Origin of the sequence: Lelliottia sp. 7254-16, assembly GCF_002922995.1 — a bacterium.
Classification (GTDB): Bacteria; Pseudomonadota; Gammaproteobacteria; order Enterobacterales; family Enterobacteriaceae; genus Enterobacter; species Enterobacter jeotgali.
Map to the genome: position 1 here is coordinate 38,568 of NZ_PQVS01000003.1, position 24,649 is coordinate 63,216.

General features: G+C 54.1%; 22 protein-coding genes, 1 tRNA gene and 2 pseudogenes. 16 read left to right on the top strand and 9 right to left on the bottom strand.

Annotation, left to right across the window (positions count from 1 at the left end; genetic code table 11):
• Positions 1-12: 12 nt before the first annotated feature.
• Complete coding sequence (gene arsC, locus C3708_RS05090; RefSeq protein WP_095281509.1) at positions 13-438, top strand: glutaredoxin-dependent arsenate reductase; 426 nt, start codon at positions 13-15, stop codon at positions 436-438.
• A 167-nt stretch (positions 439-605) separates the two neighbouring features.
• Here arsC and C3708_RS05095 read toward each other — a convergent pair whose 3' ends face one another.
• Positions 606-2,327, bottom strand: coding sequence for a SulP family inorganic anion transporter (locus C3708_RS05095; protein WP_103948680.1), 1,722 nt, complete (start codon positions 2,325-2,327; stop codon positions 606-608).
• Positions 2,328-2,618: 291 nt separating this feature from the next.
• Between C3708_RS05095 and fecI the strand changes: the two genes are divergently transcribed.
• The 8 genes from fecI (at position 2,619) to C3708_RS05135 (ending at position 10,875) form a co-directional block, all read left to right on the top strand.
• Entirely contained in the window at positions 2,619-3,140 is a 522-nt protein-coding gene (gene fecI / locus C3708_RS05100) for a ferric citrate uptake sigma factor FecI (RefSeq protein WP_103948681.1), read from the top strand.
• On the top strand, positions 3,137-4,090 hold the full coding sequence (fecR, locus tag C3708_RS05105; protein ID WP_103948682.1) for a ferric citrate uptake sigma factor regulator FecR: 954 nt from the start codon (positions 3,137-3,139) through the stop codon (positions 4,088-4,090). The genes fecI and fecR overlap by 4 nt, the downstream gene beginning before the upstream one ends.
• A gap of 86 nt (positions 4,091-4,176) precedes the next feature.
• Positions 4,177-6,501 carry a TonB-dependent Fe(3+) dicitrate receptor FecA gene (gene fecA / locus C3708_RS05110; protein WP_103948683.1) on the top strand — a complete coding sequence of 775 codons (2,325 nt, stop codon included), beginning with the start codon at positions 4,177-4,179 and terminating at the stop codon, positions 6,499-6,501.
• A gap of 74 nt (positions 6,502-6,575) precedes the next feature.
• On the top strand, positions 6,576-7,478 hold the full coding sequence (locus tag C3708_RS05115) for a Fe(3+) dicitrate ABC transporter substrate-binding protein FecB (protein WP_095281505.1): 903 nt from the start codon (positions 6,576-6,578) through the stop codon (positions 7,476-7,478).
• On the top strand, positions 7,475-8,473 hold the full coding sequence (gene fecC / locus C3708_RS05120; protein WP_103948684.1) for an iron-dicitrate ABC transporter permease FecC: 999 nt from the start codon (positions 7,475-7,477) through the stop codon (positions 8,471-8,473). The genes C3708_RS05115 and fecC overlap by 4 nt, the downstream gene beginning before the upstream one ends.
• A complete protein-coding gene (gene fecD / locus C3708_RS05125; protein ID WP_103948685.1) occupies positions 8,470-9,426 on the top strand; it encodes a Fe(3+) dicitrate ABC transporter permease subunit FecD in 957 nt (318 codons plus the stop codon). Before fecC ends, fecD begins: the two co-directional genes overlap by 4 nt.
• Positions 9,427-10,194 (top strand): Fe(3+) dicitrate ABC transporter ATP-binding protein FecE, encoded by a 768-nt coding sequence (gene fecE, locus C3708_RS05130; RefSeq protein ID WP_103948686.1) that lies wholly within the window; start codon positions 9,427-9,429, stop codon positions 10,192-10,194. It begins immediately after the preceding gene.
• Between the two features lie 201 nt (positions 10,195-10,395).
• Positions 10,396-10,875 (top strand): Rrf2 family transcriptional regulator, encoded by a 480-nt coding sequence (locus C3708_RS05135; RefSeq protein ID WP_103948687.1) that lies wholly within the window; start codon positions 10,396-10,398, stop codon positions 10,873-10,875.
• 67 nt (positions 10,876-10,942) lie between these two features.
• Here C3708_RS05135 and oqxB read toward each other — a convergent pair whose 3' ends face one another.
• Positions 10,943-14,095, bottom strand: coding sequence for a multidrug efflux RND transporter permease subunit OqxB (gene oqxB, locus C3708_RS05140; protein ID WP_103948688.1), 3,153 nt, complete (start codon positions 14,093-14,095; stop codon positions 10,943-10,945).
• Positions 14,096-14,118: 23 nt separating this feature from the next.
• The gene (locus tag C3708_RS05145) at positions 14,119-15,294 is read right to left on the bottom strand and encodes an efflux RND transporter periplasmic adaptor subunit (protein WP_103948689.1); all 1,176 of its coding nucleotides are present in this window, start codon (positions 15,292-15,294) and stop codon (positions 14,119-14,121) included.
• Positions 15,295-15,630: 336 nt separating this feature from the next.
• Here C3708_RS05145 and C3708_RS05150 point away from each other — a divergent pair, with 336 nt between their 5' ends.
• Positions 15,631-15,984: a helix-turn-helix domain-containing protein gene (locus C3708_RS05150; protein ID WP_095281498.1), complete on the top strand. Its 354-nt coding sequence runs from the start codon at positions 15,631-15,633 to the stop codon at positions 15,982-15,984.
• 38 nt (positions 15,985-16,022) lie between these two features.
• On the opposite strand, the gene C3708_RS05155 is transcribed toward C3708_RS05150, so the two are convergent.
• Complete coding sequence (locus tag C3708_RS05155) at positions 16,023-16,901, bottom strand: LysR family transcriptional regulator (RefSeq protein ID WP_103948690.1); 879 nt, start codon at positions 16,899-16,901, stop codon at positions 16,023-16,025.
• 101 nt (positions 16,902-17,002) lie between these two features.
• Between C3708_RS05155 and C3708_RS05160 the strand changes: the two genes are divergently transcribed.
• Complete coding sequence (locus C3708_RS05160; RefSeq protein ID WP_103948691.1) at positions 17,003-17,983, top strand: nitrilase family protein; 981 nt, start codon at positions 17,003-17,005, stop codon at positions 17,981-17,983.
• A gap of 76 nt (positions 17,984-18,059) precedes the next feature.
• The gene (locus C3708_RS05165) at positions 18,060-18,377 is read left to right on the top strand and encodes a YebG family protein (RefSeq protein WP_103947936.1); all 318 of its coding nucleotides are present in this window, start codon (positions 18,060-18,062) and stop codon (positions 18,375-18,377) included.
• Between the two features lie 140 nt (positions 18,378-18,517).
• Here the strand turns inward: C3708_RS05165 and C3708_RS05170 are convergent, their stop codons facing one another.
• The gene (locus C3708_RS05170; protein WP_103948692.1) at positions 18,518-19,102 is read right to left on the bottom strand and encodes a dihydrofolate reductase family protein; all 585 of its coding nucleotides are present in this window, start codon (positions 19,100-19,102) and stop codon (positions 18,518-18,520) included.
• 238 nt (positions 19,103-19,340) lie between these two features.
• Here C3708_RS05170 and C3708_RS05175 point away from each other — a divergent pair.
• Positions 19,341-19,642 (top strand): annotated as a pseudogene (locus tag C3708_RS05175) (DDE-type integrase/transposase/recombinase); the annotation flags it as partial.
• On the opposite strand, the pseudogene C3708_RS24035 reads toward C3708_RS05175, so the two are convergent.
• The 3 genes and pseudogenes from C3708_RS24035 to C3708_RS05185 all read right to left on the bottom strand — a co-directional run.
• Positions 19,553-19,765, bottom strand: a pseudogene (locus C3708_RS24035) (DEAD/DEAH box helicase); the annotation flags it as partial. The pseudogenes C3708_RS05175 and C3708_RS24035 overlap by 90 nt on opposite strands.
• Positions 19,766-19,850: 85 nt before the next feature.
• A tRNA-Ser gene (locus C3708_RS05180) sits at positions 19,851-19,938 on the bottom strand.
• A gap of 145 nt (positions 19,939-20,083) precedes the next feature.
• Positions 20,084-21,712, bottom strand: coding sequence for an ABC transporter substrate-binding protein (locus C3708_RS05185; protein WP_103947937.1), 1,629 nt, complete (start codon positions 21,710-21,712; stop codon positions 20,084-20,086).
• A 266-nt stretch (positions 21,713-21,978) separates the two neighbouring features.
• On the opposite strand from C3708_RS05185, the gene yccA reads away from it, so the two are divergent.
• Both yccA and tusE read left to right on the top strand, forming a co-directional pair.
• Positions 21,979-22,638, top strand: a complete 660-nt coding sequence (gene yccA / locus C3708_RS05195; protein ID WP_095281492.1) for an FtsH protease modulator YccA — start codon at positions 21,979-21,981, stop codon at positions 22,636-22,638.
• 87 nt (positions 22,639-22,725) lie between these two features.
• The gene (tusE, locus tag C3708_RS05200) at positions 22,726-23,055 is read left to right on the top strand and encodes a sulfurtransferase TusE (protein ID WP_103948693.1); all 330 of its coding nucleotides are present in this window, start codon (positions 22,726-22,728) and stop codon (positions 23,053-23,055) included.
• On the opposite strand, the gene yccX is transcribed toward tusE, so the two are convergent.
• Positions 23,052-23,333 carry an acylphosphatase gene (gene yccX / locus C3708_RS05205; protein WP_103948694.1) on the bottom strand — a complete coding sequence of 94 codons (282 nt, stop codon included), beginning with the start codon at positions 23,331-23,333 and terminating at the stop codon, positions 23,052-23,054. The genes tusE and yccX overlap by 4 nt on opposite strands.
• Before the next feature lie 94 nt (positions 23,334-23,427).
• On the opposite strand from yccX, the gene rlmI reads away from it, so the two are divergent.
• Positions 23,428-24,618, top strand: coding sequence for a 23S rRNA (cytosine(1962)-C(5))-methyltransferase RlmI (rlmI, locus tag C3708_RS05210; protein WP_095281489.1), 1,191 nt, complete (start codon positions 23,428-23,430; stop codon positions 24,616-24,618).
• The last annotated feature ends 31 nt before the right edge of the window (positions 24,619-24,649 follow it).

The window sequence follows — 24,649 nt, forward strand, 5'->3', positions numbered from 1 at the left end:
CGAGAATCTGAAATGAGCAACATCACCATTTACCACAATCCTGCATGCGGAACATCGCGTAATACGCTGGAGATGATCCGCAACAGCGGCACTGAACCCACTATTATCTATTACCTTGAAACGCCCCCCTCGCGTGACGAGCTGATAAAACTGATTGCGGATATGGCAATTTCGGTGCGTGAGCTACTGCGAAAAAATGTCGAACCTTACGAGCAACTTCACCTGGCACAGGATAAGTTCACCGATGATCAGCTGATTGAGCTGATGCTGGAAAATCCGATTCTGATTAACCGTCCTATTGTGGTCACTGAGATCGGAACGCGACTGTGCCGTCCGTCTGAAGTGGTGCTCGATATTCTGCCCTCTCAGCAGCAGCAAGCCTTTACCAAGGAGGACGGGGAGAAGGTGGTTGATAAGGATGGGAAGCGGATCAAGTAAGGATTGCGGGTCCGCTGTGGGTTGGCGGACCAGTGAGTCAAAACTGGCTGGTACAGGAACGAAAAATGCTCGTGAAGCAGAAATGTCGTCCAAAAACGTTGTAGATCAGCACTATCGGACTCCTTTCAAAAATCGTGTAACCCGGAAGGTATATTCAATTTTTAACCCTATACATCACCGCCTGATTCACTCTCACTCACACTCTCTTTGCTTTGAATGAACCGGAGTGCCAAATAGAGGTCTGGCGCAAGAAGCATGTTATCATCATTCATTGTTGGCCGACTGTCTTTAAACCAGCGTGTTAATTCCGTTTTCCTGCCCGCCAGGATTAACGTAATCTGTCGACTTTTCAGGTCACGCTTTAGCTCATTAATGGTTGCCAGGACACTGATATCTGAATAAGTGAAGCAGGCAACGGCATCAATGACCACCCATTTAGGGTGTAATGCTGCGCCATCAACTAAGTTCAGTACCCGACGTTTAAAATAAGCCACATTAAAATAGGTCAACGGGGAGTTAAATCGATACATCAGCACGCCCGGGACCATTTTAATATCGGTTGTATTCCCTAATGAATGAATCATTCCATTTTCATCCGTTCCCAGTAAATGCTCAGAGGGACGAAAGACTGTTCGCAGGAACTGTAACAAGCCAAGCAACACCGCAAGACCTATCCCCTGGATAACGCCGATAATTAAAACACAGCCAAACGTGAAAAAGGCCAGGCGAAATGCCTGTTTATTTCTTCGTCTCAGGTTCCATAATCCACGTAAATCAATCAATGACCACGATGCATACATTAGAACAATACCTAATGCAGATACCGGGATAAACTGTAACGGCTGAGTGAAAAATACCACTACGACTCCAATAAGTAAGGCTGCGATAATGGAAACCAGCTGACTTTTTCCCCCAGTGGAATCATTAACTGCAGTCCGTGAGTCGGCTCCGCTGATCGCAAACCCCTGAGATAATCCCGACATGATATTCGCAATACCCAGAGCTCTGAACTCCGCATCAGCATTAATTTCATAGCCATTTTTCGCGGCGAAACTGCGAGCGGTCAGCATCAGACTGACAAAACTGACCAAAGCCAGGTTCAGCGCCGGGATAACTAAATCACGCATCGGACCCGGCTGGAACGCTGCCCAGTTAACGACAGGTAAACCAGGCTGGAACCCTTCCCCTCCAATAGTGGCAATACCATAATGTTGTGCAGATGTTCCCCATACCAGTGCCGTTGTTATCACAATGGCAATCAACGGTGCTGGCCAGTGGCTGCGATACGTTTTGATAACCATTAAAATAGCTAACGTTAAAAGTGATAGCCCGAAGGTTAATAAATGGCTGTCTGAAATTCGGCCTGGCAAGGCAATTATTTTCTCAATAACCTGTGCCTCATCAAGCTTGATTCCCAAAACCTTGCCTAATTGCCCGACAATAATCGTCACGGCTACGCCATTAAGCAAACCGGTAAGAATGGGATGAGAAAGCAGATCGGCCAGTGCGCCCAGGCGAAATTTACTGGCAAGCAAACACCATCCGCCCATCATCAAGGTCATAATGATCGTCAGTTGCCAGTGCAGTTCAGGATTTCCGGCAGAAAGAGGAAACACGACGGCCGCAATTACCGCGCAGGTTGTTGCATCGGGGCCAACAATAAGCTGACGTGAAGAACCAAACAATGCATAAGCTATCATCGGTAGAACACATGAATACAGCCCTACGATTGCCCCAACACCCGCCAACTCGGCATAAGCAATAGCAACGGGTAGCGCTACAGCCGCAACAGATAACCCCGCTTTAACATCATGTTTTAGCCAACTTTTATCGTAGGCTAATAAATTTTGTAAACCGGGCATGTAGTTTAATAATAATTTTCCGAACACGTTATTCTCCGGTAATGCTTTTCTCCATGTAATGTTGGCACACTTCTACAATAGAGTATGCCGCCCACCCTACCGAAAAATAGACGCCCGCACAGATACCGCAAAGCGCGATGCCACTGGGCACTTTCAGCCACAAACACATCAAACGCGTGCCACTCCCCACCTCATAACATTTATCGAAAAAACAACACGTTAAAAAACACAACGACACACATTTCTATTTCCAATTGTAATGATAACCATTCTCATATTAATATAAGCGCGTGATAATTAACTTTTGATGCACTCCGCATGTCTGACAGCGCCACTACCACTGCTTTCTTAACGCTCGAGTCGCTTTATGGCTCACATCACGGCTGGCTAAAAAGCTGGCTGACGCACAAACTCCAGTCGGCCTTTGATGCAGATGACATTGCCCAGGACACTTTTGTGCGGGTAATGGGCAGCGACACGCTCTCGACGATCCGCGATCCTCGCTCATTCCTGTGCACTATCGCCAAACGCGTGATGGTCGATCTGTTCCGCCGAAACGCGCTGGAAAAAGCCTATCTGGAGATGCTGGCGCTGATGCCGGAGGGGCTGGCGCCTTCGCCCGAGGAACGCGAAAGTCAGGTCGAAACCCTGCAACTGATCGACAGGATGCTGGACGGGTTAAACGGAAAAACACGCGAAGCGTTTTTGCTTTCACAACTGGATGGTCTGACATACAGCGAGATCGCGCTGAACCTGGGTGTCTCCGTCAGCTCGGTGAAAAAGTATGTGGCAAAGGCTATCGAACATTGTCTGCTGTTTCGTCTGGAGCACGGCCTGTGAACGCTTCTGTCACCGATTCTCGCCGCCAGGCATTGCGCTCGGCATCACACTGGTATGCCGTATTGAGCGGCGAGCGCGTCAGTCCGCAGCAGGAAGCGCGCTGGCAACAGTGGTATGAAGAGGACAAGGATCATCAGTGGGCCTGGCAACAGGTTGAAAACCTGCGCAGCCAGCTCAGCCAGGTTCCGGCCAATGTCGCCAGCCGGGCGCTGCACGATACGCGCCTTACTCGTCGTCACGTCATGAAAGGACTGCTGTTGCTGCTCGGCGTGGGCGGCGGCTGGCAGCTCTGGCAATCCGAAACCGGTGAAGGTCTTCGCGCGGACTACCGCACCGCTAAAGGCGCGGTCAGCCATCAGCGGCTGGAAGATGGCTCGCTGCTGACGCTCAACACACAAAGCGCCGCTGACGTTCGTTTTGATGCGCATCAGCGCGCTGTCCACCTCTGGTATGGCGAAATTGCCATCAGCACCGCAAAAGATGCTCTGCAGCGACCTTTCCGCGTGATGACCCGCCAGGGCCAGCTCACCGCGTTAGGCACAGAATTTACCGTCTACCAGCAGGACAACGTCACGCGCGTCGCCGTTCAACAACACGCTGTTGAAGTCTTACTGGCAAACCGTCCGCAGGAAAAACGCATTGTCAGTGCCGGCGAGAGCCTGCAGTTTAGCGCGTCGGAATTGGGTGTAATAACCTCAACGGATGATGAAAGCACCGCGTGGACTCAGGGCGTTCTGAGCTTCAGCGATAAACCGCTGGGTGAGGTGATTGCCACGCTGAGCCGTTATCGCAACGGCGTGCTGCGCTGTGATCCGGCAGTGGCCGGGCTGCGCCTGAGCGGGACTTTCCCGCTGAAAGATACCGATGCCATTCTGAATGTTATCGCGAAGACTCTTCCAGTTAAAATTCAGTCAGTTACGCGGTATTGGGTCAATATTTCCGCCGTGTAAGAAAAATAATTCTCATTTCCATTGTCCCTTTTCCCCTTCTCGTTCGACTCATAGATGAACACAACAAAAATGATGATGGAGAAGGTATGACGCCTTTACGCGTTTTTCGCAAAACAACACCTTTGGTTTACGCAATTCGCCTGAGCCTGCTGCCGCTGGCCGGGCTATCGTTATCCGCCTTCGCAGCGCAGGTTGATATCGCACCGGGTTCGCTCGACAAAGTCCTTAACCAGTATGCCGCGCAAAGCGGAATGACCCTGTCGGTGGACGCCAGCCTGACGCGCGGCAAACAGAGTCACGGTCTTCACGGTGACTACGACATCGAAACCGGTCTGCAACAGCTGCTGAACGGTAGCGGTCTGCAGGTGAAAGCGCTGGGGAATAACAGCTGGACGCTGGAGCACGCACCCACACCGAAAGAAGATAACCTTACCGTGGTGGGCGACTGGCTAGGGGACGCGCGCGAAAACGACGTCTTCGAACATGCTGGCGCGCGTGACGTTATCCGCCGTGAGGATTTCGCCAAAACCGGCGCGACGACCATGCGCGATGTGCTGAATCGTATCCCTGGCGTCACTGCGCCGGAGAACAACGGTACCGGCAGCCACGATCTGGCGATGAACTTTGGTATTCGCGGCCTGAACCCGCGCCTTGCCAGCCGATCAACCGTACTGATGGACGGTATTCCCGTACCCTTTGCCCCTTACGGCCAGCCGCAGCTTTCACTGGCACCTGTCTCGCTCGGCAACATGGATGCCATCGACGTGGTACGCGGCGGTGGCGCAGTGCGTTACGGGCCGCAAAGCGTGGGCGGCGTGGTGAACTTTGTCACCCGCGCCATTCCGCAAGACTTTGGTATCGAAGCTGGCGTGGAAGGCCAGCTCAGCCCAACGTCCTCACAAAATAACCCAAAAGAGACGCACAATCTGATGGTGGGCGGCACGGCGGATAACGGTTTTGGGACCGCCCTGCTTTACTCCGGCACTCGCGGCAGCGACTGGCGTGAGCACAGCGCAACGCGCATCGATGACCTGATGCTGAAAAGCAAATATGCGCCGAACGAGGTCCATACCTTCAACAGCCTGCTGCAATATTACGACGGGGAAGCCGACATGCCAGGCGGCCTGTCTCGCGCGGATTACGACGCCGATCGCTGGCAATCCACGCGCCCTTATGATCGCTTCTGGGGGCGTCGCAAGCTGGCAAGCCTCGGCTATCAGTTCCAGCCGGACAGCCAGCATAAATTCAATATTCAGGGCTTCTACACCGAAACCCTACGCAGCGGCTACCTGGAACAGGGCAAACGCATCACCCTTTCACCGCGTAACTACTGGGTACGCGGCATTGAACCGCGCTACAGCCAGAGCTTTATGGTTGGTCCGAGCGCACATGAGGTGGGCGTCGGTTACCGATATGTGAATGAATCCACGCATGAAATGCGTTACTACACCGCCACCAGCAGCGGGCAGCTACCGTCCGGCTCAAGCCCGTACGATCGCGACACCCGTTCCGGTACTGAGGCGCACGCCTGGTATCTGGATGACAAAATTGACGTGGGCAATTGGACTATCACACCGGGTATGCGCTTTGAACATATCGAGTCATACCAGAACAACGCCATCAAAGGCACGCATGAGGAAGTGAGCTATAACGCCCCACTTCCGGCGTTAAACGTGCTCTATCACCTCACTGACAGCTGGAATCTTTATGCAAACACCGAAGGCTCGTTCGGCACCGTACAGTACAGCCAAATTGGCAAGGCTGTGCAAAGCGGCAATGTGGAACCGGAAAAAGCGCGAACCTGGGAGCTCGGAACACGTTACGACGATGGCGCGCTGACGGCGGAAATGGGGCTGTTCCTGATTAACTTTAATAATCAGTACGACTCCAACCAGACCAACGACACCGTTACCGCGCGTGGTAAAACGCGCCATACCGGGCTGGAAAGTCAGGCGCGTTATGACCTCGGCACGCTGACCCCCACGCTCGATAACGTCTCTGTCTATGCAAGCTATGCATACGTCAACGCCGAGATCCGCGAGAAAGGCGACACCTACGGCAACCAGGTGCCGTTCTCACCAAAACACAAAGGCACGCTGGGCGTGGATTACAAGCCAGGCCGCTGGATATTCAACCTGAACAGCGATTTCCAGTCCAGCCAGTTTGCAGATAATGCCAACACCGTTAAAGAGAGCGCCGATGGCAGCACCGGCCGCATCCCCGGCTTCATGCTCTGGGGCGCGCGCGTGGCGTATGACTTTGGTCCGCAGATGGCAGACCTGAACCTGGCGTTCGGTGTGAAAAATATCTTTGACCAGGATTATTTCACCCGCTCTTACGACGACAACAACAAAGGCATCTACGCAGGCCAGCCGCGCACGCTGTATATGCAGGGCTCGTTGAAGTTCTAAACCCTGGTTACCCGGCCTGCATTCTGTTTTTGCAGGTCGGGTAAGCGAAGCACCACCCGACACAGGCAATTCATATGTTCATATCATTACGTACACTCTTCGCCGCTCTGCTGCTGGTCACCAGCCACGTCTTTGCCGCCACGGTTCAGGACGAAAATGGCACCTTTACGCTTGATAAAACGCCACAGCGGATCGTGGTGCTGGAACTGTCGTTCGCGGACGCGCTGGCCGCCGTCGATGTCAGTCCTGTCGGCATTGCCGACGATAACGATGCCACGCGCATTCTTCCAGAGGTTCGCGCACATCTGAAACCCTGGCAGTCTGTCGGCACGCGTGCCCAGCCGAGTTTAGAAGCCATCAGCGTGCTGAAACCGGATCTGATCATTGCTGACAGCAGCCGCCATGCGGGCATTTTCAGCGCCTTACGGCAAATCGCCCCGGTGCTGCTGCTTAAGTCTCGCAATGAAACCTACGCTGAAAATCTTCAGTCTGCGGCCATCATCGGCGAGGTTGTTGGCAAAAAGGCACAGATGCAGTCACGTCTGGAGCAACACAACCAACAGATGTCAAAATGGGCCAGCCAGTTGCCAAAAGGCACGCTGGTACTGTTCGGTACGTCCCGGGAGCAGCAGTTCAACCTGCATACGCAGGAGACGTATACCGGCAGCGTCCTGACCTCGCTGGGGCTGACGGTGCCTGCGGCAATGGCAGGTTCGTCTATGCCATCCATCGGCCTGGAACAGCTGCTGGCGCTCAATCCTGCATGGCTGCTGGTCGCGCACTATCGCGAGGAGAGCATCGTGAAACGCTGGCAGCAAGACCCGCTGTGGCAGATGTTAACCGCTGCGCAAAAACAGCAGACGGCGTCGGTCGACAGTAACGCCTGGGCGCGAATGCGCGGCATTTTCGCCGCCGAACGTATTGCCAGCGACACAGTAAAAATCTTTCATCACCAGCCTTTGTCCGATGTGAAATGATCCCTCTCAAACATCCGGCGCTGCTCTGGGGGCTTCCCCTTGCAGCGCTTATCGCCATTTTCTGGCTGAGTCTGTTTTGCTACTCGGCCATTCCTGTTTCTGGCGGTGATGCCATCCGCGCCCTGCTGCCGGGCCATGCGCCGACGCTTGCACAAGCGCTGGTGCAAAACCTTCGGCTGCCGCGAAGCCTGGTCGCCCTTCTGATCGGCGCAAGTCTGGCTCTCGCAGGAACCCTGCTGCAGACCCTGACGCATAATTCAATGGCCTCCCCTTCGCTACTCGGCATTAACAGCGGCGCGGCGCTGGCGATGGCGCTCACCAGTGCCATCAGCCCTGCGCCCGTGACGGGATACTCTATCGCCTTTATCGCCGCCTGCGGTGGCGGCGTAAGTTGGCTGCTGGTGATGACCGCGAGCGGTGGATTTCGCCATACCCAGGACAGAAACAAACTGATCCTCGCGGGTATCGCGTTTTCGGCTTTTTGTATGGCCCTGACCCGCATCACCCTGCTGCTGACGGAAGATCACGCCTACGGCATTTTTTACTGGCTGGCAGGGGGCGTATCCCACGTACGCTGGCTGGAATTCTGGCAGCTTTTCCCGATGGTGGCGGTTGCTGTACCGGTGGTGTTGCTGCTGGCTAATCAACTGAACCTGCTTAACGTCAGCGACAGCACCGCCAGTGCGCTGGGGGTAAATCTGCCGAAGCTTCGTTTGATCATCAACATGCTGGTGCTGCTTCTGGTAGGGGCATGTGTCAGCGTGGCAGGCCCGGTGGCGTTTATCGGCCTGCTGATGCCGCATCTGGCTCGCTTCTGGGTGGGATTTGATCAGCGCAAGGTCCTGCCGATGAGTATGCTGATGGGCGCCACGTTGATGCTACTGGCGGATGTTCTGGCCCGGGCGCTGGCCTTCCCCGGCGAATTGCCCGCGGGGGCAGTGGTGGCTCTGATTGGTGCCCCCTGCTTTGTCTGGCTGGTCAGGAGGCGCGGATGAAAATTGCGATCGTCATTTTCATCGCCCTCGCGCTGGCAGGTACTTCGGCGCTGTCGCTGCAAATGGGGGTGATCACCGTTCCCTGGCGCGCCCTGCTGACCGACTGGCAAACCGGGCGCGAGTATCATTACGTGTTAACGGCGTACCGCCTGCCGCGATTGCTGCTGGCGCTGTTTGTCGGTGCCGCCCTCGCGGTGGCCGGCGTTCTGGTGCAGGGGATCGTGCGTAACCCTCTGGCATCGCCGGATATTCTCGGCGTCAGCCATGCTGCCAGCCTTGCCTCTGTGGGCGCCCTGCTTCTCTTACCTTCACTCCCCGTGATTACCCTGCCGCTGCTGGCCTTTGCCGGTGGTATGGCGGGCCTGATCCTGCTGAGAATGCTGGCGGATACCAGCCAGCCGATGAAGCTGGCGCTCACGGGGATCGCGCTTTCTGCCTGCTGGGCCAGCCTGACGGATTATCTGATGCTCTCGCGCCCACAGGATGTGAACAGCGCCCTGCTGTGGCTGACCGGCAGCTTATGGGGCCGTGACTGGAGCTTTGTGAAGATTGCCGTCCCGCTGCTGATTTTGTTTCTGCCGCTGAGCCTGGGTTTTTGCCGCGATCTCGACCTCCTGGCACTGGGCGATGCGCGCGCCACCACGCTCGGTGTGTCGGTGCCGCGTACCCGATTAGGGGCTTTGCTACTGGCTGTCGCCATGACATCGACCGGCGTGGCCGTCTGCGGACCGATTAGCTTTATTGGTCTCGTGGTGCCGCATATGGTGCGCAGCATCACCGGTGGACGCCACCGCTGGCTGTTGCCCATTTCGGCCCTGACAGGTGCGTTGCTGCTGGTGGTTGCCGATCTGCTGGCCCGAATTATTCATCCCCCGCTGGAACTTCCGGCTGGCGTGCTAACTGCCATTATCGGCGCGCCGTGGTTTGTCTGGCTGCTTGTGAGAATGCGATAAATGACATTACGAACTGAAAATCTGACGGTCAGTTACGGGACAAACAAGGTGCTTGACGGCGTTTCACTCGTACTGCCAGCGGGGAAGATTACCGCCCTGCTCGGCCCTAACGGTTGTGGGAAATCGACGCTGTTAAACTGTTTTTCGCGGCTGTTAAGGCCGCAGTCCGGCAGCGTATTTCTGGGTGATCATCCCATCGACACGCTCTCATCGCGCCAGCTGGCACGCAGGCTGGCACTGCTGCCGCAGCACCATTTAACGCCAGAGGGGATCACCGTCCAGGAGCTGGTTTCGTACGGTCGCAACCCGTGGTTGTCACTCTGGGGGCGTCTTTCCGTTGAAGACAATGCGCGGGTCAATGCCGCCATGAGCCAGACCCGGATCCATCATCTTGCCGATCGTCGGTTAACCGATCTTTCCGGCGGCCAGCGCCAGCGCGCATTTCTGGCGATGGTCCTGGCCCAGAATACGCCCGTGGTACTGCTCGATGAGCCAACCACCTATCTCGATATCAATCACCAGGTGGAACTGATGCGGTTGATGGGCGAGCTACGGACTCAAGGGAAAACGGTGGTCGCCGTGCTGCACGACCTTAATCAGGCCAGCCGGTATTGCGATAATCTGGTGGTCATGGCGAACGGACAGGTTATGGCGCAAGGCATCCCAGAAGAGGTGATGAACACGGGATTGCTGAGAACCGTATTCAGCGTGGAAACGGAGATACACCCCGAGCCGATATCAGGCAGGCCGATGTGTGTTGTCAGATAAAGGGTGCAGGCGGTAAGGGTACTGTGGTCTCAACAGACCGCCGGCCTACCACTCGCATCGCGTGAAAAGAATCTGATGTTCGATCACGAATGCCGCAGATTGCTTCAAAATAATTACCGTATTTGTTATATTGTTGTTTATTACTTATTCACCTCTGCGGTGCCAAAAAGAACAAGATTCACCGCAACCCAGGATAGAAAAATGCTAGATTACCGCTTCCCGACAGCTTTGCAGATGGTTCTCAGCGTAGCGATGGCGGAGCAATTGGGTGAACGTTCGACGAGTGCCATTCTGGCCTACGGCCTGGAAGCCAATCCGAGCTTCATCCGCAAATTGATGGTTCCGCTGACGCGTGACGGCATTATCGTCTCAACGCTTGGCCGTAACGGCTCAATTCATCTTGGTCGCCCGCCGGAAGAGATCACCCTGCGTGACATCTACCTGTCCGTTATCGAAGATAAAAAGCTGTGGGCGTCGCGCCCTGAGGTTCCGGCCCGCTGCGTGGTCAGCGCTAACGCCTGCTGGTACTTTAAATCGGTTTCTGAAGAAGCTGAGCAGGCGTCGTTAGCGGTTTTAGCCCGCCATACCGTGGCAAGCGCCCTCGATGCGGTGAAAAACGCCGATACTAGCGGATGTGATCCGCTCCCCGAGCTTTTAGCCCAGTATCAAAAAACGTCTTAACGCTTTCCCTGTTGCGAAAAAAAACCGCCTTCACTCTGAAGGCGGTTTTTTATTATCTGCAAGGTCCTTACGCAGGCAGCACTTCCCTTTCCACTTTGCCGCGCGTCACGAATTTACGCAGCGTCACGTAGAACACCGGTGTCAGGAACAAACCAAACAGCGTCACGCCCAGCATCCCGGAGAAGACGGTAATCCCGGTAACGCCGCGCACTTCCGCACCTGCACCGTGGCCCAGGATCAGCGGTATCGTCCCGGCAATAAAGGCGATGGAGGTCATCACAATCGGGCGTAAACGCAGGCGGCAGGCCTCCAGCGCGGCGTCCATAATGCCCTTGCCCTGCATTTCCAGCTCGCGGGCAAACTCCACGATAAGAATCGCGTTTTTACAGGCAAGCCCCATCAGTACCACCAGACCCACCTGCACGAACACGTTGTTATCGCCCCCGGTCAGCCAGACGCCAAACAGCGCGGACAGCATCGTCATCGGAACGATAAGGATCACCGCCAACGGCAGCGTCCAGCTTTCATACAGCGCCGCCAGCACCAGGAACGCCAGCAGAACGGCGACCGGGAAGACGATCAGCGCCGTGTTACCCTGCGTGGCCTGTTGGAAGCTCAGGTCTGTCCATTCAATGTTCATCCCGTTTGGCAGGATCTGCTTCGACATGCCTTCGAGCTGCGTCATGGCCTGTGTGGACGAGAGTACGCGAGGGTCGGCATCGCCAATGAGATCCGCCGCAGGATAACCATTGTAGCGAATCACCGGGTCCGGCCCGTAGGTGGTCGTGATGTTCACCATACTGCCGATCGGCACCATTTCGCCCTGGTTATTACGGGTGCGTAAATTAGCGATATCTTCCACGCTGTCACGGAACTGCCCATCGGCCTGCGCCATCACGCGCCAGGTTCGCCCAAACTGGTTGAAGTCATTCACGTACGACGAGCCCAGATAGGTTTGCAGCGTCCCGAAAAGATCGGTCAGCAACACGCCCTGCGCTTTCGCCTTATCACGATCGACCTGCACATCCAGCTGCGGTACGTTAGCCTGATAGGTCGAGATCGGGAAATGCATCCCCGGCGTTTGCATAATCGCACCCGACATCGAGTTCACCGCGTTTTGCAGCGCGCCATACCCAAGTCCCGCACGATCCTGGATATACAGCGAATAGCCCGACCCCTGACCCAGCCCTAAAATGGGTGGCGGCAGGATGGAGAAACCGAAGCCCTCCTGAATTTGCGCGATTTTTGCGTTGATCTCAGCGTTAATTTCCGCCGCAGAGTGTTTACGCTGATCGAAGGGTTTCAGGCCAAAGAAGACCGTTCCGGTATTCGGCGTATTGGTGAACTGCAACGCGTTCAGCCCTGGAAACGCCACCGCATAGTCCACGCCTTCGGTGTTCATTCCGATTTCGCTCATTTTGCGGATCACCGCATCGGTGCGCGCCAGTGACGAGCCTTCCGGCATTTTTACGCCGCCAATCAGGTACAGCTTGTCCTGCGTCGGAATAAAGCCGCCGGGTACCGCTTTAAAGATCACCCCCGCCGCACAGAGCAGCAGCAGATAAACCGCAAATACCGCGCCGCGTCGTCCGAGCGTTTTGCCCACCAGCCCCTGATAGCCGTGCGAGCTGCGCTGGAAAAAGCGGTTAAACGGACGGAAAATCCAGCCGAACAGACGGTCAATAAGCCGGGTCGGAAAATCTTTCGCTGCGCCGTGTGGCTTTAACAGCAGAGCCGCCAGTGCCGGAGAAAGCGTCAGCGAGTTGATGGCGGAAATCACCGTTGAAATCGCGATCGTCACCGCAAACTGTTTGTAGAACTGCCCGGTAACGCCCGAAAGAAATGCCATCGGCACAAACACCGCACACAGCACCAGCGCAATCGCAATAATCGGCCCCGAAACCTCACGCATCGCCTGATGCGCCGCCGCAAGTGGAGTCAGGCCCTCTTCGATATTTCGCTCGACGTTTTCCACCACCACGATGGCGTCGTCCACCACGATACCGATAGCCAGTACCAGCCCGAACAGACTCAGGGTGTTAAGTGAAAAGCCCAGCAGGTAGAGAATGCTGAACGTCCCCACGACAGAGACCGGCACCGCGATTAATGGAATGATCGACGCGCGCCAGGTTTGCAGGAACAGAATCACGACCAGAACCACCAGCACCACCGCTTCCAGCAGCGTTTGTACCACCGCACGAATGGAATCGCGTACAAAAACGGTCGGATCGTAAGGTGCCGCCCACTTCATATCTGCCGGGAAACGCGTGGACAGTTCGTCCATTTTTGCGCGTACCGCGTTAGACAAATCAATGGCGTTTGCCCCCGGAGACTGGAAGATACCAATCCCGACCGCGTCTTTGTTGTTCAACTGAGAACGCAGGGCATAGCTGCCGGAGCCCATTTCGATACGCGCCACGTCACGCAGGCGGACAACCGTACCGTCCTGCGTCGTTTTCAGGACAATGTTGCCAAACTCTTCTTCAGTATGCAGACGACCCTGGGCGTTAATGGAGATCAGGAAATCGCTCTCTTTCGGCAGCGGTTCGGCACCCAACTGCCCGGCAGAAACCTGTACGTTCTGTTCCTGCATCGCCGTGATCACATCCGAAGCGGCCAATCCGCGTGCCGCCACTTTGTTGGGGTCCAGCCAGATGCGCATGGCGTATTCGCCCGAGCCGAATATCTGAATCTGGCCGACGCCGGGCAGACGCGCCAGCTCGTCCTTCACCTTCAGCGTGGCGTAGTTACGCATATACAGGGAGTCGTATTTACCGTTGGGCGAAAACAGATGCACCACCAGAGTGAGCGTTGGCGACTGTTTCTGGGTCGTGATGCCTAAACGTCGCACGTCTTCCGGCAGACGCGCCTCGGCCTGTGCGACCCGGTTTTGCACCTGAACCTGCGCCTGATCGGGGTCAGTCCCCGGACGGAAAGTCACGGTGGTCACCAGTACGCCGTCCGAGCCCGCGACGGATTTCATGTACATCATGTTTTCAACGCCGTTGATAGCCTCTTCCAGCGGCGTCGCCACGGTCTCGGCAATCACTTTCGGGTTGGCGCCCGGGTACTCGGCGCGTACCTGAACGCTTGGCGGCACCACGTCAGGATATTCGCTCACCGGCAACAGCGGGATGGCGATCAGTCCTGTGATAAAAATCAGAATCGACAGTACGGCAGCAAAAATTGGCCTGTCGATGAAAAAACGGGAAAAGTCCATGGGTCGGATTCTCAGGTAAGGGATCAGTTAAGGGCGGTGCTGGCGGTCATGGCAACGGTTTTCGCGTTAACCGGCATCCCCGGCATGAACACTTTTTGTAAACCCTCGATGATGACTTTATCGCCAGGGTTCAGCCCCTGCTGCACGATGCGTAAACCGTCTGCCAGACGCCCCTGCGTAATGTCGCGACGCTGTGCTTTTCCTTCTTTATCCACGATATACACGTATTTGCGATCCTGATCGGTCAGCACCGCTTTATCGTCAATCAATGTGGCTTTAAATTCAGCGCTGCCAGGCAGGCGCACACGGGCAAAGAGTCCAGGCGTGAACTGACGCTGCGCGTTATCCAGCAGCGCACGCATCCGGATGGTGCCGGTACTCGGCGTTAACTGATTATCCAGAAAATCCACTTTGCCCTGATGGGGATAACCGTCCTCGCCCGTCAGGCCTATTTCCACCGGAAGCGCCGTGTGATGACTGGACGCGCCCTGCCCGCTGCGGGCGAGGTTTTGATAGTGAAGGTAGGTTGACTCATCCACGTCAAAGTAGACGTAAACCGTTTTCTGCGAGACCAGCGTGGTGAGCACACTGGCGCTGTCACCCGCAGTGACCAGATTACCGCTGGTGATCAACGCCCGGCTGGCGCGCCCCTCAATAGGCGCGGTGACTTTGGTGAAATCCAGGTTGAGTTGTGCGGCGTCTACCGTCGCCTGGGCAGCGCGAATGTCGGCCTGTGCCTGGGTGGCAGCCGAACGACGTTGCTCCCATTCTTCACGGGAGACCACGTTGGTATTGACCAGTTTATTGGTACGGTTAGCCTCGCTTTGCGCCAGGCTGGCCTGCGTTTTGGCTCTCGCCAGTGCCGCCTGCGCCTGCTCCAGCGCCGCACGATAGGTTCTGTCGTCAATGGTGAACAGCACCTCGCCCTTCTTCACTTCCTGGCCGTCGGTGTAATTCACTTTATCAATGTAGCCGGAGACGCGCGGACGTAACTGAACACTTTCCACCGCTTCAATCCGGCCGTTAAAGCTATCCCACTGGCTAATGGATTTCACAACCACGTCAGCCGCGCTGACGGCAGGCGCAGGTGGCGCAGCATTTTGCGCGACACTGTTATCACATCCGACGAGCAGCACGGCGAGCAACATGACCCCCAGCGCGCTCAGATGCAAGTTACCCCTGGTTTTTTGCAGGCTCATTATTTTTATTCCGGTAATTGTTGCCGCCGGACAAGACGCCGCGGGAGATGCCGCGCCACTTCCTTTGTCCGGGCTGGCTTAAGGGCCATTTGTGCCGTTCATCGCCACAAAACTGTAACAATAATGAATACATTATTTGCGGCGATTGTAGGAAGGCGCTTAACTAAGTGCAAGAATAATTGTTGCACTTTATGTGCTATTCGAGTCAGAGAGAAAAGACCCGTTTGGCGCAAGGATTTAAATGCAACAATAAAACTTGCAATTCATATAAAAACGGGCCACCTTTAAATGCAACAGATAAAGATACTTTTAGACAGACTGTGTGAGGGTAACCAGATGAACACTGGCGCATTTATGCATGATTTACTCGACTGGATTGACAACAACCTGGATAGCCGTCTGGACATTGAGTCCGTCGCCAGGCGATCCGGCTACTCAAAATGGCACCTCCAGCGCCTGTTCAAAGAACATACGGGTTATCCCCTCGCCGGGTATATTCGTGCGCAAAAGCTGCAAAAATCGGTTGAGCGCTTAACCCGCAGCGATGAACCGATTTTAAACGTGGCGATCGCCCTGGGTTTTGACTCTCAGCAGTCCTTCAACCGCAGCTTTAAGCGCCAGTATGGTCAGGCGCCCGGGGCATGGCGGCGGAGTTTAGGTGGGCCGGAAACGCAGCCGCTACGTCAGTAATCCAGGTCGAGCGTCGTGCGGGATGGCTCCCGAAGGAATCATTCGCCGCCATCGACGGAAATACCCTTTCGTATACTGGCAATAAAGTTGTCGCGAATGACATCCTCCTTGCTTGCGTCCCAGGCGATGCCGACCTTCCAGCTGACTGACTCTCCCGTTAACGGAATAATCACCAGTTCCGGGGGCGCGATATGCGTAACGCTGGTCGGCAGAATGGCAACACCGATCCCCGCAATCACCATCGCAACGATGGTTTGTATATCATCAGTCAGTTGAGTCGATGAGATGAAAAGACCGTTATCGTGCAGAAAACGGTCGATCTGCGTATTTAAACCCTGCCCCCGCTCATCATGAAGGCGCAACAGGGGACGTTTCGTTAGCCACTCAGCCGCAGACATTGTCGGCGATGTTGCCGGTGCAACCAGAACCAACCGCTCGGTAAATAACGGCAGGTATTCAAGTGCCACGGGGGGCGGAACCCTGACAAAACCAACCTGAAGCTCATCATTTTGTAAAAGCTCGTACTGCTGGAAGGAGGGAAGATCCGTCAATGACATCTCTACTCCCGGATAGTCTCGACGAAAGTCAGCGATACAACGGGGTGCCAGATAAAAGCTTGAGAGACCGAACCCTACACTTATATGCCCCTCGACCCCTTTTGATACCCGCTCAGCATGTTGCATCAATAACTGGGTCTGCCTGACCACTTTCTCAGCCTCTGGCAGTAAACGTCTACCGCCAGCCGTCAGGACTGCGCCGTGACGCCCTCGTGAAAAAAGAGCGATATTCACCAGGGATTCGAGGAGATTAATCTGTTTGGTCAAGGCCGGTTGCGAGATAAACAGCGCCCGCGCCGCATCGGCATAATTTCCTTTTTCAGCCAGTATCACAAAGGCCTTAAGCAACCGGATGTTCATTTTTTACATTCCAGATAGTTATTAAAATCAGAAATAATTTGATTATACAGTTATCGGAAAGCGTTATGTAATTCAGTTTCGATGACAACTGGAGACGCATCATGAACGAACATCAATCCCTAAAGGCGGCAACCGTACAGTTTCAGCATCAGGCGAATAACAAAAATTACAATCTACTGATAATGGAGAAATTTATTGAGCAGGCGGCGCTTGAGCAGGTGAAAATTCTCACCTTCCCTGAAATGTGTATCACCGGCTACTGGCATGTACCCAAACTCACCGCAGCGGAAGTGTCCGCTCTGGCAGAGCCGATTGCCGGGAGCCCTTCCCTGGCGTTAATTCGCTCTCTGGCGATTAAACATCACATGCTTATTGGCGCCGGTCTTATTGAAAAAGCCGACGATGGCCGCCTTTACAATGCGTATGTTGCCTGTATGCCGGACGGTTCAATGCATACGCATCGTAAGCTCCATGCTTTTGAACATCCGGCCATCAGCAGCGGGGACAGCTTTACGGTTTTTGATACGCCCTGGGGAGTGAAAGTCGGCATCCTGATTTGCTGGGACAATAATCTGGTCGAAAATGTGCGTGCTACGGCGTTGCTGGGTGCCGATATTCTTCTCGCGCCGCATCAAACGGGGGGTACCGATTCCCGCAGCCCTCACGCGATGAAACCTATTCCGCTGTCGCTCTGGGAGGAGCGGGAAACGCGCAAGGAAGAAATTACGGCCGCCTTCAAAGGGCCAAGCGGGCGGGAATGGCTCATGCGCTGGCTACCTGCCCGTGCACATGACAATGGAGTCTTTCTTCTCTTCAGCAACGGTGTCGGTGCAGATGACGACGAAGTGCGAACAGGTAATGCCATGATCCTCGATCCATATGGAAGTATTGTGAATGAAACCTGGGCGGCTGAAAATGTGCTGGTGAGCGCTGAACTGGATTTAAGCCTGCTTGCAATGAGCACCGGACGCCGCTGGATCCATGGTCGCCGTCCTGATTTATACCAGATACTGACACAGCCGCAGGGCTATGAACGTGATGCGATCAGTGCACGATTTTCGAAGGTGACCCCTTCTCGCTAGAATGTCAGCACTTTTTAGCTGCAACATAAATCCGGAACTGATATGCTGTATATAAACACAGTATAAGGTGCGCATAATGGCTGTTGAAACAAAATTTGTTGTCGTAAGAAAAGGTGTAGAGAAAATGACTTTTGCCAGTAAGAAAGAAGCTGACGCTCACGACAAGCTGCTTGATATGGCAGATGCGTTCACCGACTGGCTGTTGCAAAGCGAGATGGGAATGGATGAAACGCAGGCTGAAAATCTTGGTCTTTATCTCGCAGAGCAGAAAGAGACCGTGCAGCATATTCTGCGTACCAGCAAACTTCCCGAACCCAATGCCGCCGTTGTTGCAGATAAAACAGAATCCGATGCCGTTGATGCTAAAAAAATCAGAGCAGTGAAAGCGGCCTGATTGCCAGAAAACATCATCACCGAGCCTGTCGCCGTAAGCAGATAACTGCTTACGGCTTTTTTGCTGTCTGAAGGGAGCCGCAACGTTTCAGGACGGCAGTTTTAGATATCAGCTCCTCGCTCACCTGGCAGAACCTTGCATCATTGATTTCGTTTCACCTCGTATTGCAGGCACACGACGCCCGATGGAAAAACGTTACTCTTCACCAGCATGAGTGATGTTCTGTCTTTTATGTTTTTGAACAAGGGAATGCCTTGCCCCAGCAGAATCGGATTGACGAAGAGCCAATACTCATCGATAAGGTTTTCCGCCATTAGCGCGTGAGTCGCTGAGGGACTGCCAAACAGCAAGATTTCGCTGCCCGCGCTATGTCTGAGCTTGTTGATTTCTTCGCTTAAATTGCTACTGATAATTTGCGTATCAGGGTAATTTTTTGGCAACAGCGTTTTCGACAACACCACTTTGTGGGCAGATTTATACCAACGCGAATGCGCATGGTCATGCGGGCTGGCGTCAGGCTTATCGGCAGCAGTTGGCCAGTACGACTCCATCATCTGGTAGGTGGTGCGCCCATATAAGGTGGTGTCGGTCTGCTGGATTCGCTGCTCCACGTATTCAAATAAGTCGGGGCTTATGCTTATCCAGTCCAGACCCGCGGGGCCCTCCGCGGTAGAAGAGACAAAACCATCCAGCGACACATGAACAAACGAAACGATTTTTCTCATGATTTTCTCTTTGATTACGTTTTGACTACATGGCCTGCGAGCCGCGCCAGGGTTATGTTCCTGCTTTCAATTGTTCCCATTTTCTTCAACGCCATCTTGCGTGCTTACGCATCCGGAAAAAAAAGAGGTATAGGGAACAGAGGTCCCTGGATACTTGCTTGTGATTTATGTGATAAGCGCCAACGATACAGCAGGTTGAGGACGACCTCGGCGTAAAACTCATCCACCGCACAAACCGGAAGCACCGGTTGAGCGCTTAGTAACAGACATAACTTATATACGAATTTATGAAGACTGGCTGTAGCTTGCCGTGGTTGTTGACCTGTTCTTGCGCGAAATTATCGGCTGGTCAATGCAATCCCGAATGACAAAAGCTATTGCCCTGAATGCGCGTCTGATGGCTGTGTGGCGACGTAATCCCAGAAACACGTATTGGTTCATTCTGATCAAGGTAGTCAGTACACACGCTATGAGTGGCAGTCGCTTATCCGGGAGCAATTGAACTGGCACTTTACCCAGATCTCTCAGTGTAATGACAACGTAAGCCACTGATGAAAAGGCCTGTGTAAGCCAGCCCGAGGAGTTAATGAGTAAAGACTCGAGTGAGTACGGTGTGATGAGCAGGTTGCCAGACGGTTCGCCCGGAACTTTTTCTTTTGGAGAACAACACCAGCTAAAGGGCAATGGAATACTGCTAAACAGCACACAAGAAAAAACCCAGGTCGCATAACGACCTGGGTTTCATATTTGGCGGAAGCGTAGAGATTCGAACTCTAGAACCCTTTCGGGTCGCCGGTTTTCAAGACCGGTGCCTTCAACCGCTCGGCCACGCTTCCGGTATGGGGCGCACTATAAACACCTCCGAACTTCGTGTAAAGCATCAATGTGTTCGTTTGCTTTAAAAATAGCCAAATTGATGTTAATCGGTTGAAATAACAACGCATTGGCTATTTTGTCAGCATAAAATCGCCCATTTAAGGATTAATGCTTTTTGATGTACATGTCCTTCGTGAAGTAATAACCCAGTTTATCTGGCGTAAATCCGCCCACCCACGGTTTGATCAAGTGCGTACGGACGTAGTGATACACCGGAATGGCCGGCACATCCTGCCCCAACAGGTCTTCCGCTTGCTGATAATACTTGCCGCGCTCCTCGGTGGTTTTGGCTTTCGCCGCATCAACCAGCGCTTTGTCATACGCCGGGTTGCTGTACTGGCTGGTGTTTTCGCTGTCACCTGTGCGGAAGTTGTTCAGGAAAGTCGCGGCATCGTCGTAATCGGCAATCCAGGCGTAGCGCACGGCATCGAAGTTATGCGTGTGCATAGTATCGAGCATGGTCTTCCACTCCTGATTTTGCAGCTTCGCTTCCACGCCGAGATTTTTCTTCCACATCGAGCTAGCCGCGATGGCGATGCGCTGATGCGATTCCGAGGTGTTATAGAGCAGATTGAAACTGAGCGGATGCGTGTCGTTGAAACCTGCTTCACTCAGCAGCTTTTTCGCTTCCGCGATACGCTTATCCATCGGCCAGCTGGCGTAGTCCGGTGCCTTGAGTTTTACGCCGCCAATATCCGGCTGGCTGATGACCCACGCCGGACGCTGCCCCTGCCCTAACACTTTCTCAGCAATGATGTCCTTATCCAGCGCCATGTTCAGCGCCTTACGTACCCGTACATCGTTAAACGGCGGACGGGTGGTGTTGAACTCGTAGTAATAGGTGGCGAGTTGGGGAGAAACATCCAACTCTGCGCCGAGGGTTTTCTTCAGCTGCGCAAACTGGTTAATCGGCACCGTATAGACGATATCGATCTCACCCGCTTTGTAGCGATTAACGTCGGAGGCCTCTGAGGTGATCGGCAGATACGTCACTTTGTTGATTACCGTATGATCATTATCCCAGTAGCGCGGATTACGCTCGGCCACAATGCGTTCGTTCACGACCCACTGCGAGAGCTTATACGCCCCGCTACTGACGAAATGCTCGGGCTTGGTCCATTTATCGCCGAAGCGACCAATCAGCACTTTATCGACCGGCACCAGCGACGGGTGCGCCAGCATCGCGAGGAATGCCGCATTCGGCTGCGTGAGTGTCACTTCGAGGGTGGTGTCGTTAAGCGCCTTCACGCCCAGCGTATCCGGCTTTTGTTTGCCTTGCGCGATATCGGCAGCATTCACAATGTGCATATTGCCAGGATAGCTGGCGTACGGTGACGCAGTGTTGGGATCGACCAGGCGCTGCCAGCTCCAGACGATATCCTGAGCCGTAATCGCGGAGCCGTCACTCCAGGTGATGTTGGGTCGCAAATGGAACGTCCAGACGGTGTTGTCTTTATTCTCCCATTTCTCGGCGAGGCGTGGTTCTATCTCGCCTGCGGGTGATACGCGAACCAGTCCTTCGAACAAATCACTGATAATATTGAATTCGACGTCGCTTTCGACTTTGTGCGGATCGAGCGATGCCGGCTCACTGCCGTTATTTCTGACCAGTTCCTGCTTCTCTGCCAGTTGTGTTCCTGCTGGCACACTGGCGGCCCAGGCCGTTGTGCTGGCGCACAAGATCCCTGCCGTCAGTAAAGAGAGTGTAAAGTGATTGCGTGATGCTAATTTCATTATTTCGCCTTATTGTGGTTTTTTGACGATGCGTATTCACTCTTAGCGCTCAAATATAAATAAGGCAATATTTTTCAGTAACCTATAAGATGTTGATCTGATTAAATTCACCAAACCGATGTTCATTCTGTTGAAATGGATTTCTTTGAAAGAAAGCACCAGCTCAGGCCCTAAGGTGCTGAGTAAAGATGGGTAAAACCACTTTGTAACTGGCGAGACCTTTCCTATTCTTGCCGTTAATTACATCTGTCATAAGAGAGTGACTCATGGATCGTATTATTAGTTCTTCACGCGACCGCACATCGCTACTCAGCACCCACAAAGTGCTGCGCAACACCTATTTCATGCTCAGCCTGACGCTGGCGTTTTCGGCGATCACCGCAACGGCCAGCACCGTGCTGATGCTGCCGTCTCCGGGTCTGATCCTGACGCTGGTCGGTATGTATGGTCTGATGTTCCTGACCTACAAAACGGCTGACAAACCGATTGGTATTTTGTCTGCGTTCGCCTTTACCGGTTTCCTGGGCTATATCCTGGGGCCAATGCTGAACGCTTATCTGTCTGCAGGCATGGGCGATCTCATCGGCCTGGCGCTGGGCGGTACGGCATTAGTGTTCTTCTGCTGTTCTGCTTACGTGCTGACGACGCGCAAAGACATGTCTTTCCTCGGCGGTATGCTGATGGCAGGTATCGTAGTTGTGCTGATCGGAATGGTGGCAAACATCTTCCTGCAGCTGCCTGCCCTGCACCTGGCGATTAGCGCGGTGTTCATCCTGATCTCCACCGGCGCGATCCTGTATGAAACCAGCAACATCATTAACGGCGGCGAAACGAACTACATCCGCGCTACCGTGAGCCTGTATGTGTCGCTGTACAACATCTTCGTCAGCCTGTTGAGCATCCTGGGCTTCGCCAGCCGCGATTAACAGACAGTGCTTTGAACCAAGCCTCGCTTATGCGGGGCTTTGTTTTTTGGTACACTGCGCGGGTTTTGGATTGACGTGTGAATGACTATGTTGAGCTTTGAAGGTAAAGAGATAGAAACCGATAACGACGGTTATCTGAAAGAGAGCAACCAGTGGAGCGAAGGGCTTGCCGAGGTGATTGCCGAAAAAGAAGCGATCATCCTGACGCCAGAGCACTGGGAAGTGGTGCGTTTTGTGCGCGACTTTTATCTGGAATTTAATACTTCCCCGGCTATTCGTATGCTGGTGAAGGCGATGGCCAATAAATTCGGCGAAGAGAAAGGCAACAGCCGCTATCTGTATCGCCTGTTCCCGAAAGGCCCGGCGAAACAGGCGACCAAAATCGCCGGTCTGCCCAAGCCCGTGAAGTGCATTTAATAGCGACTACCAAAGTTCATATATTCGCGGCCGGGTTGATGCGGTTCGGTTAAGACCTTTTCAACTCGTGCGCTGCGTGGCCCACCGGCTTTCAGCCAGGCGACCAGTTTTTCGACTTGCTCAGCGTCACCACAGGCCACCACTTCTACGCTGCCATCATCCATATTACGCGCATAGCCCGTCAGCCCGAGCTGTAATGCTTCGCGCTGAGTGCTGTAGCGAAACCCGACGCCCTGAACGGTGCCGTGAACCCAGGCGATTGTGCAGACTTTTGACATCATCGTTCCCCTTAAACCTGTCTGGCGCGTTGCATTTCCCCACTGAACTCGGGAAAATGGCCGCCAATTCATTGAATCAACAGAATAGCAAATTATGAGCGTACGTTTAGTGTTAGCCAAAGGGCGTGAGAAGTCATTACTCCGCCGCCATCCCTGGGTCTTTTCCGGAGCGGTCGCCCGCATGGAAGGGAAAGCCAGCCTCGGTGAAACCATCGATATCGTTGACCATCAGGGGAAATGGTTAGCTCGCGGCGCATACTCGCCAGCCTCGCAGATCCGCGCGCGCGTCTGGAGCTTCGATAAAGACGAAACCATCGACATCGCCTTCTTCACGCGCCGTTTACAGCAGGCGCAAGAGTGGCGCAACTGGCTGGCACAACGTGACGGGCTGGACAGCTATCGTCTGATCGCCGGGGAATCCGACGGCCTGCCGGGTGTGACCATCGACCGCTTCGGCAACTTCTTGGTACTTCAACTCCTGAGTGCAGGCGCAGAATATCAGCGCGCGGCGTTAATCAGTGCGTTACAAACGCTCTATCCGGAATGCGCCATTTACGATCGCAGCGACGTGGCGGTACGTAAAAAAGAGGGCATGGAACTCACTCAGGGTACCGTTACTGGCGAACTCCCGCCTGCCCTGCTGCCGATTGAAGAGCACGGCATGAAGCTGTACGTTGATATCCAGGGTGGCCATAAGACCGGGTATTACCTTGACCAACGTGACAGCCGTCTGGCGACGCGCCAGTATGTTAAAAACAAGCGCGTGCTGAACTGTTTCTCTTACACCGGCGGATTCGCCGTTTCCGCACTGATGGGCGGTTGCAGCCAGGTCGTCAGCGTAGATACTTCTCAGGAAGCGCTGGACGTGGCGAAACAAAACGTTGAGCTGAACAAACTGGATCTCAGCAAAGCCGAATTTGTACGTGATGACGTTTTCAAACTGTTGCGCAAATACCGTGACCAGGGCGAAAAGTTCGATGTTATCGTCATGGACCCGCCGAAGTTTGTTGAAAACAAAAGCCAGCTGATGGGCGCTTGCCGGGGATATAAAGACATCAATATGCTCGCGATCCAGCTGCTTAATCCTGGCGGCATCTTACTGACGTTCTCGTGTTCTGGCCTGATGACCACCGATTTATTCCAGAAACTGGTGGCAGATGCCGCTGTAGATGCGGGTCGTGATGTACAATTTATAGAGCAGTTCCGTCAGGCGGCGGATCACCCGGTGATCGCTACCTACCCGGAAGGGCTGTATCTGAAAGGGTTTGCCTGTCGCGTCATGTAGCTTGAAAAGCGGAATGTTGCCCACACTTCTG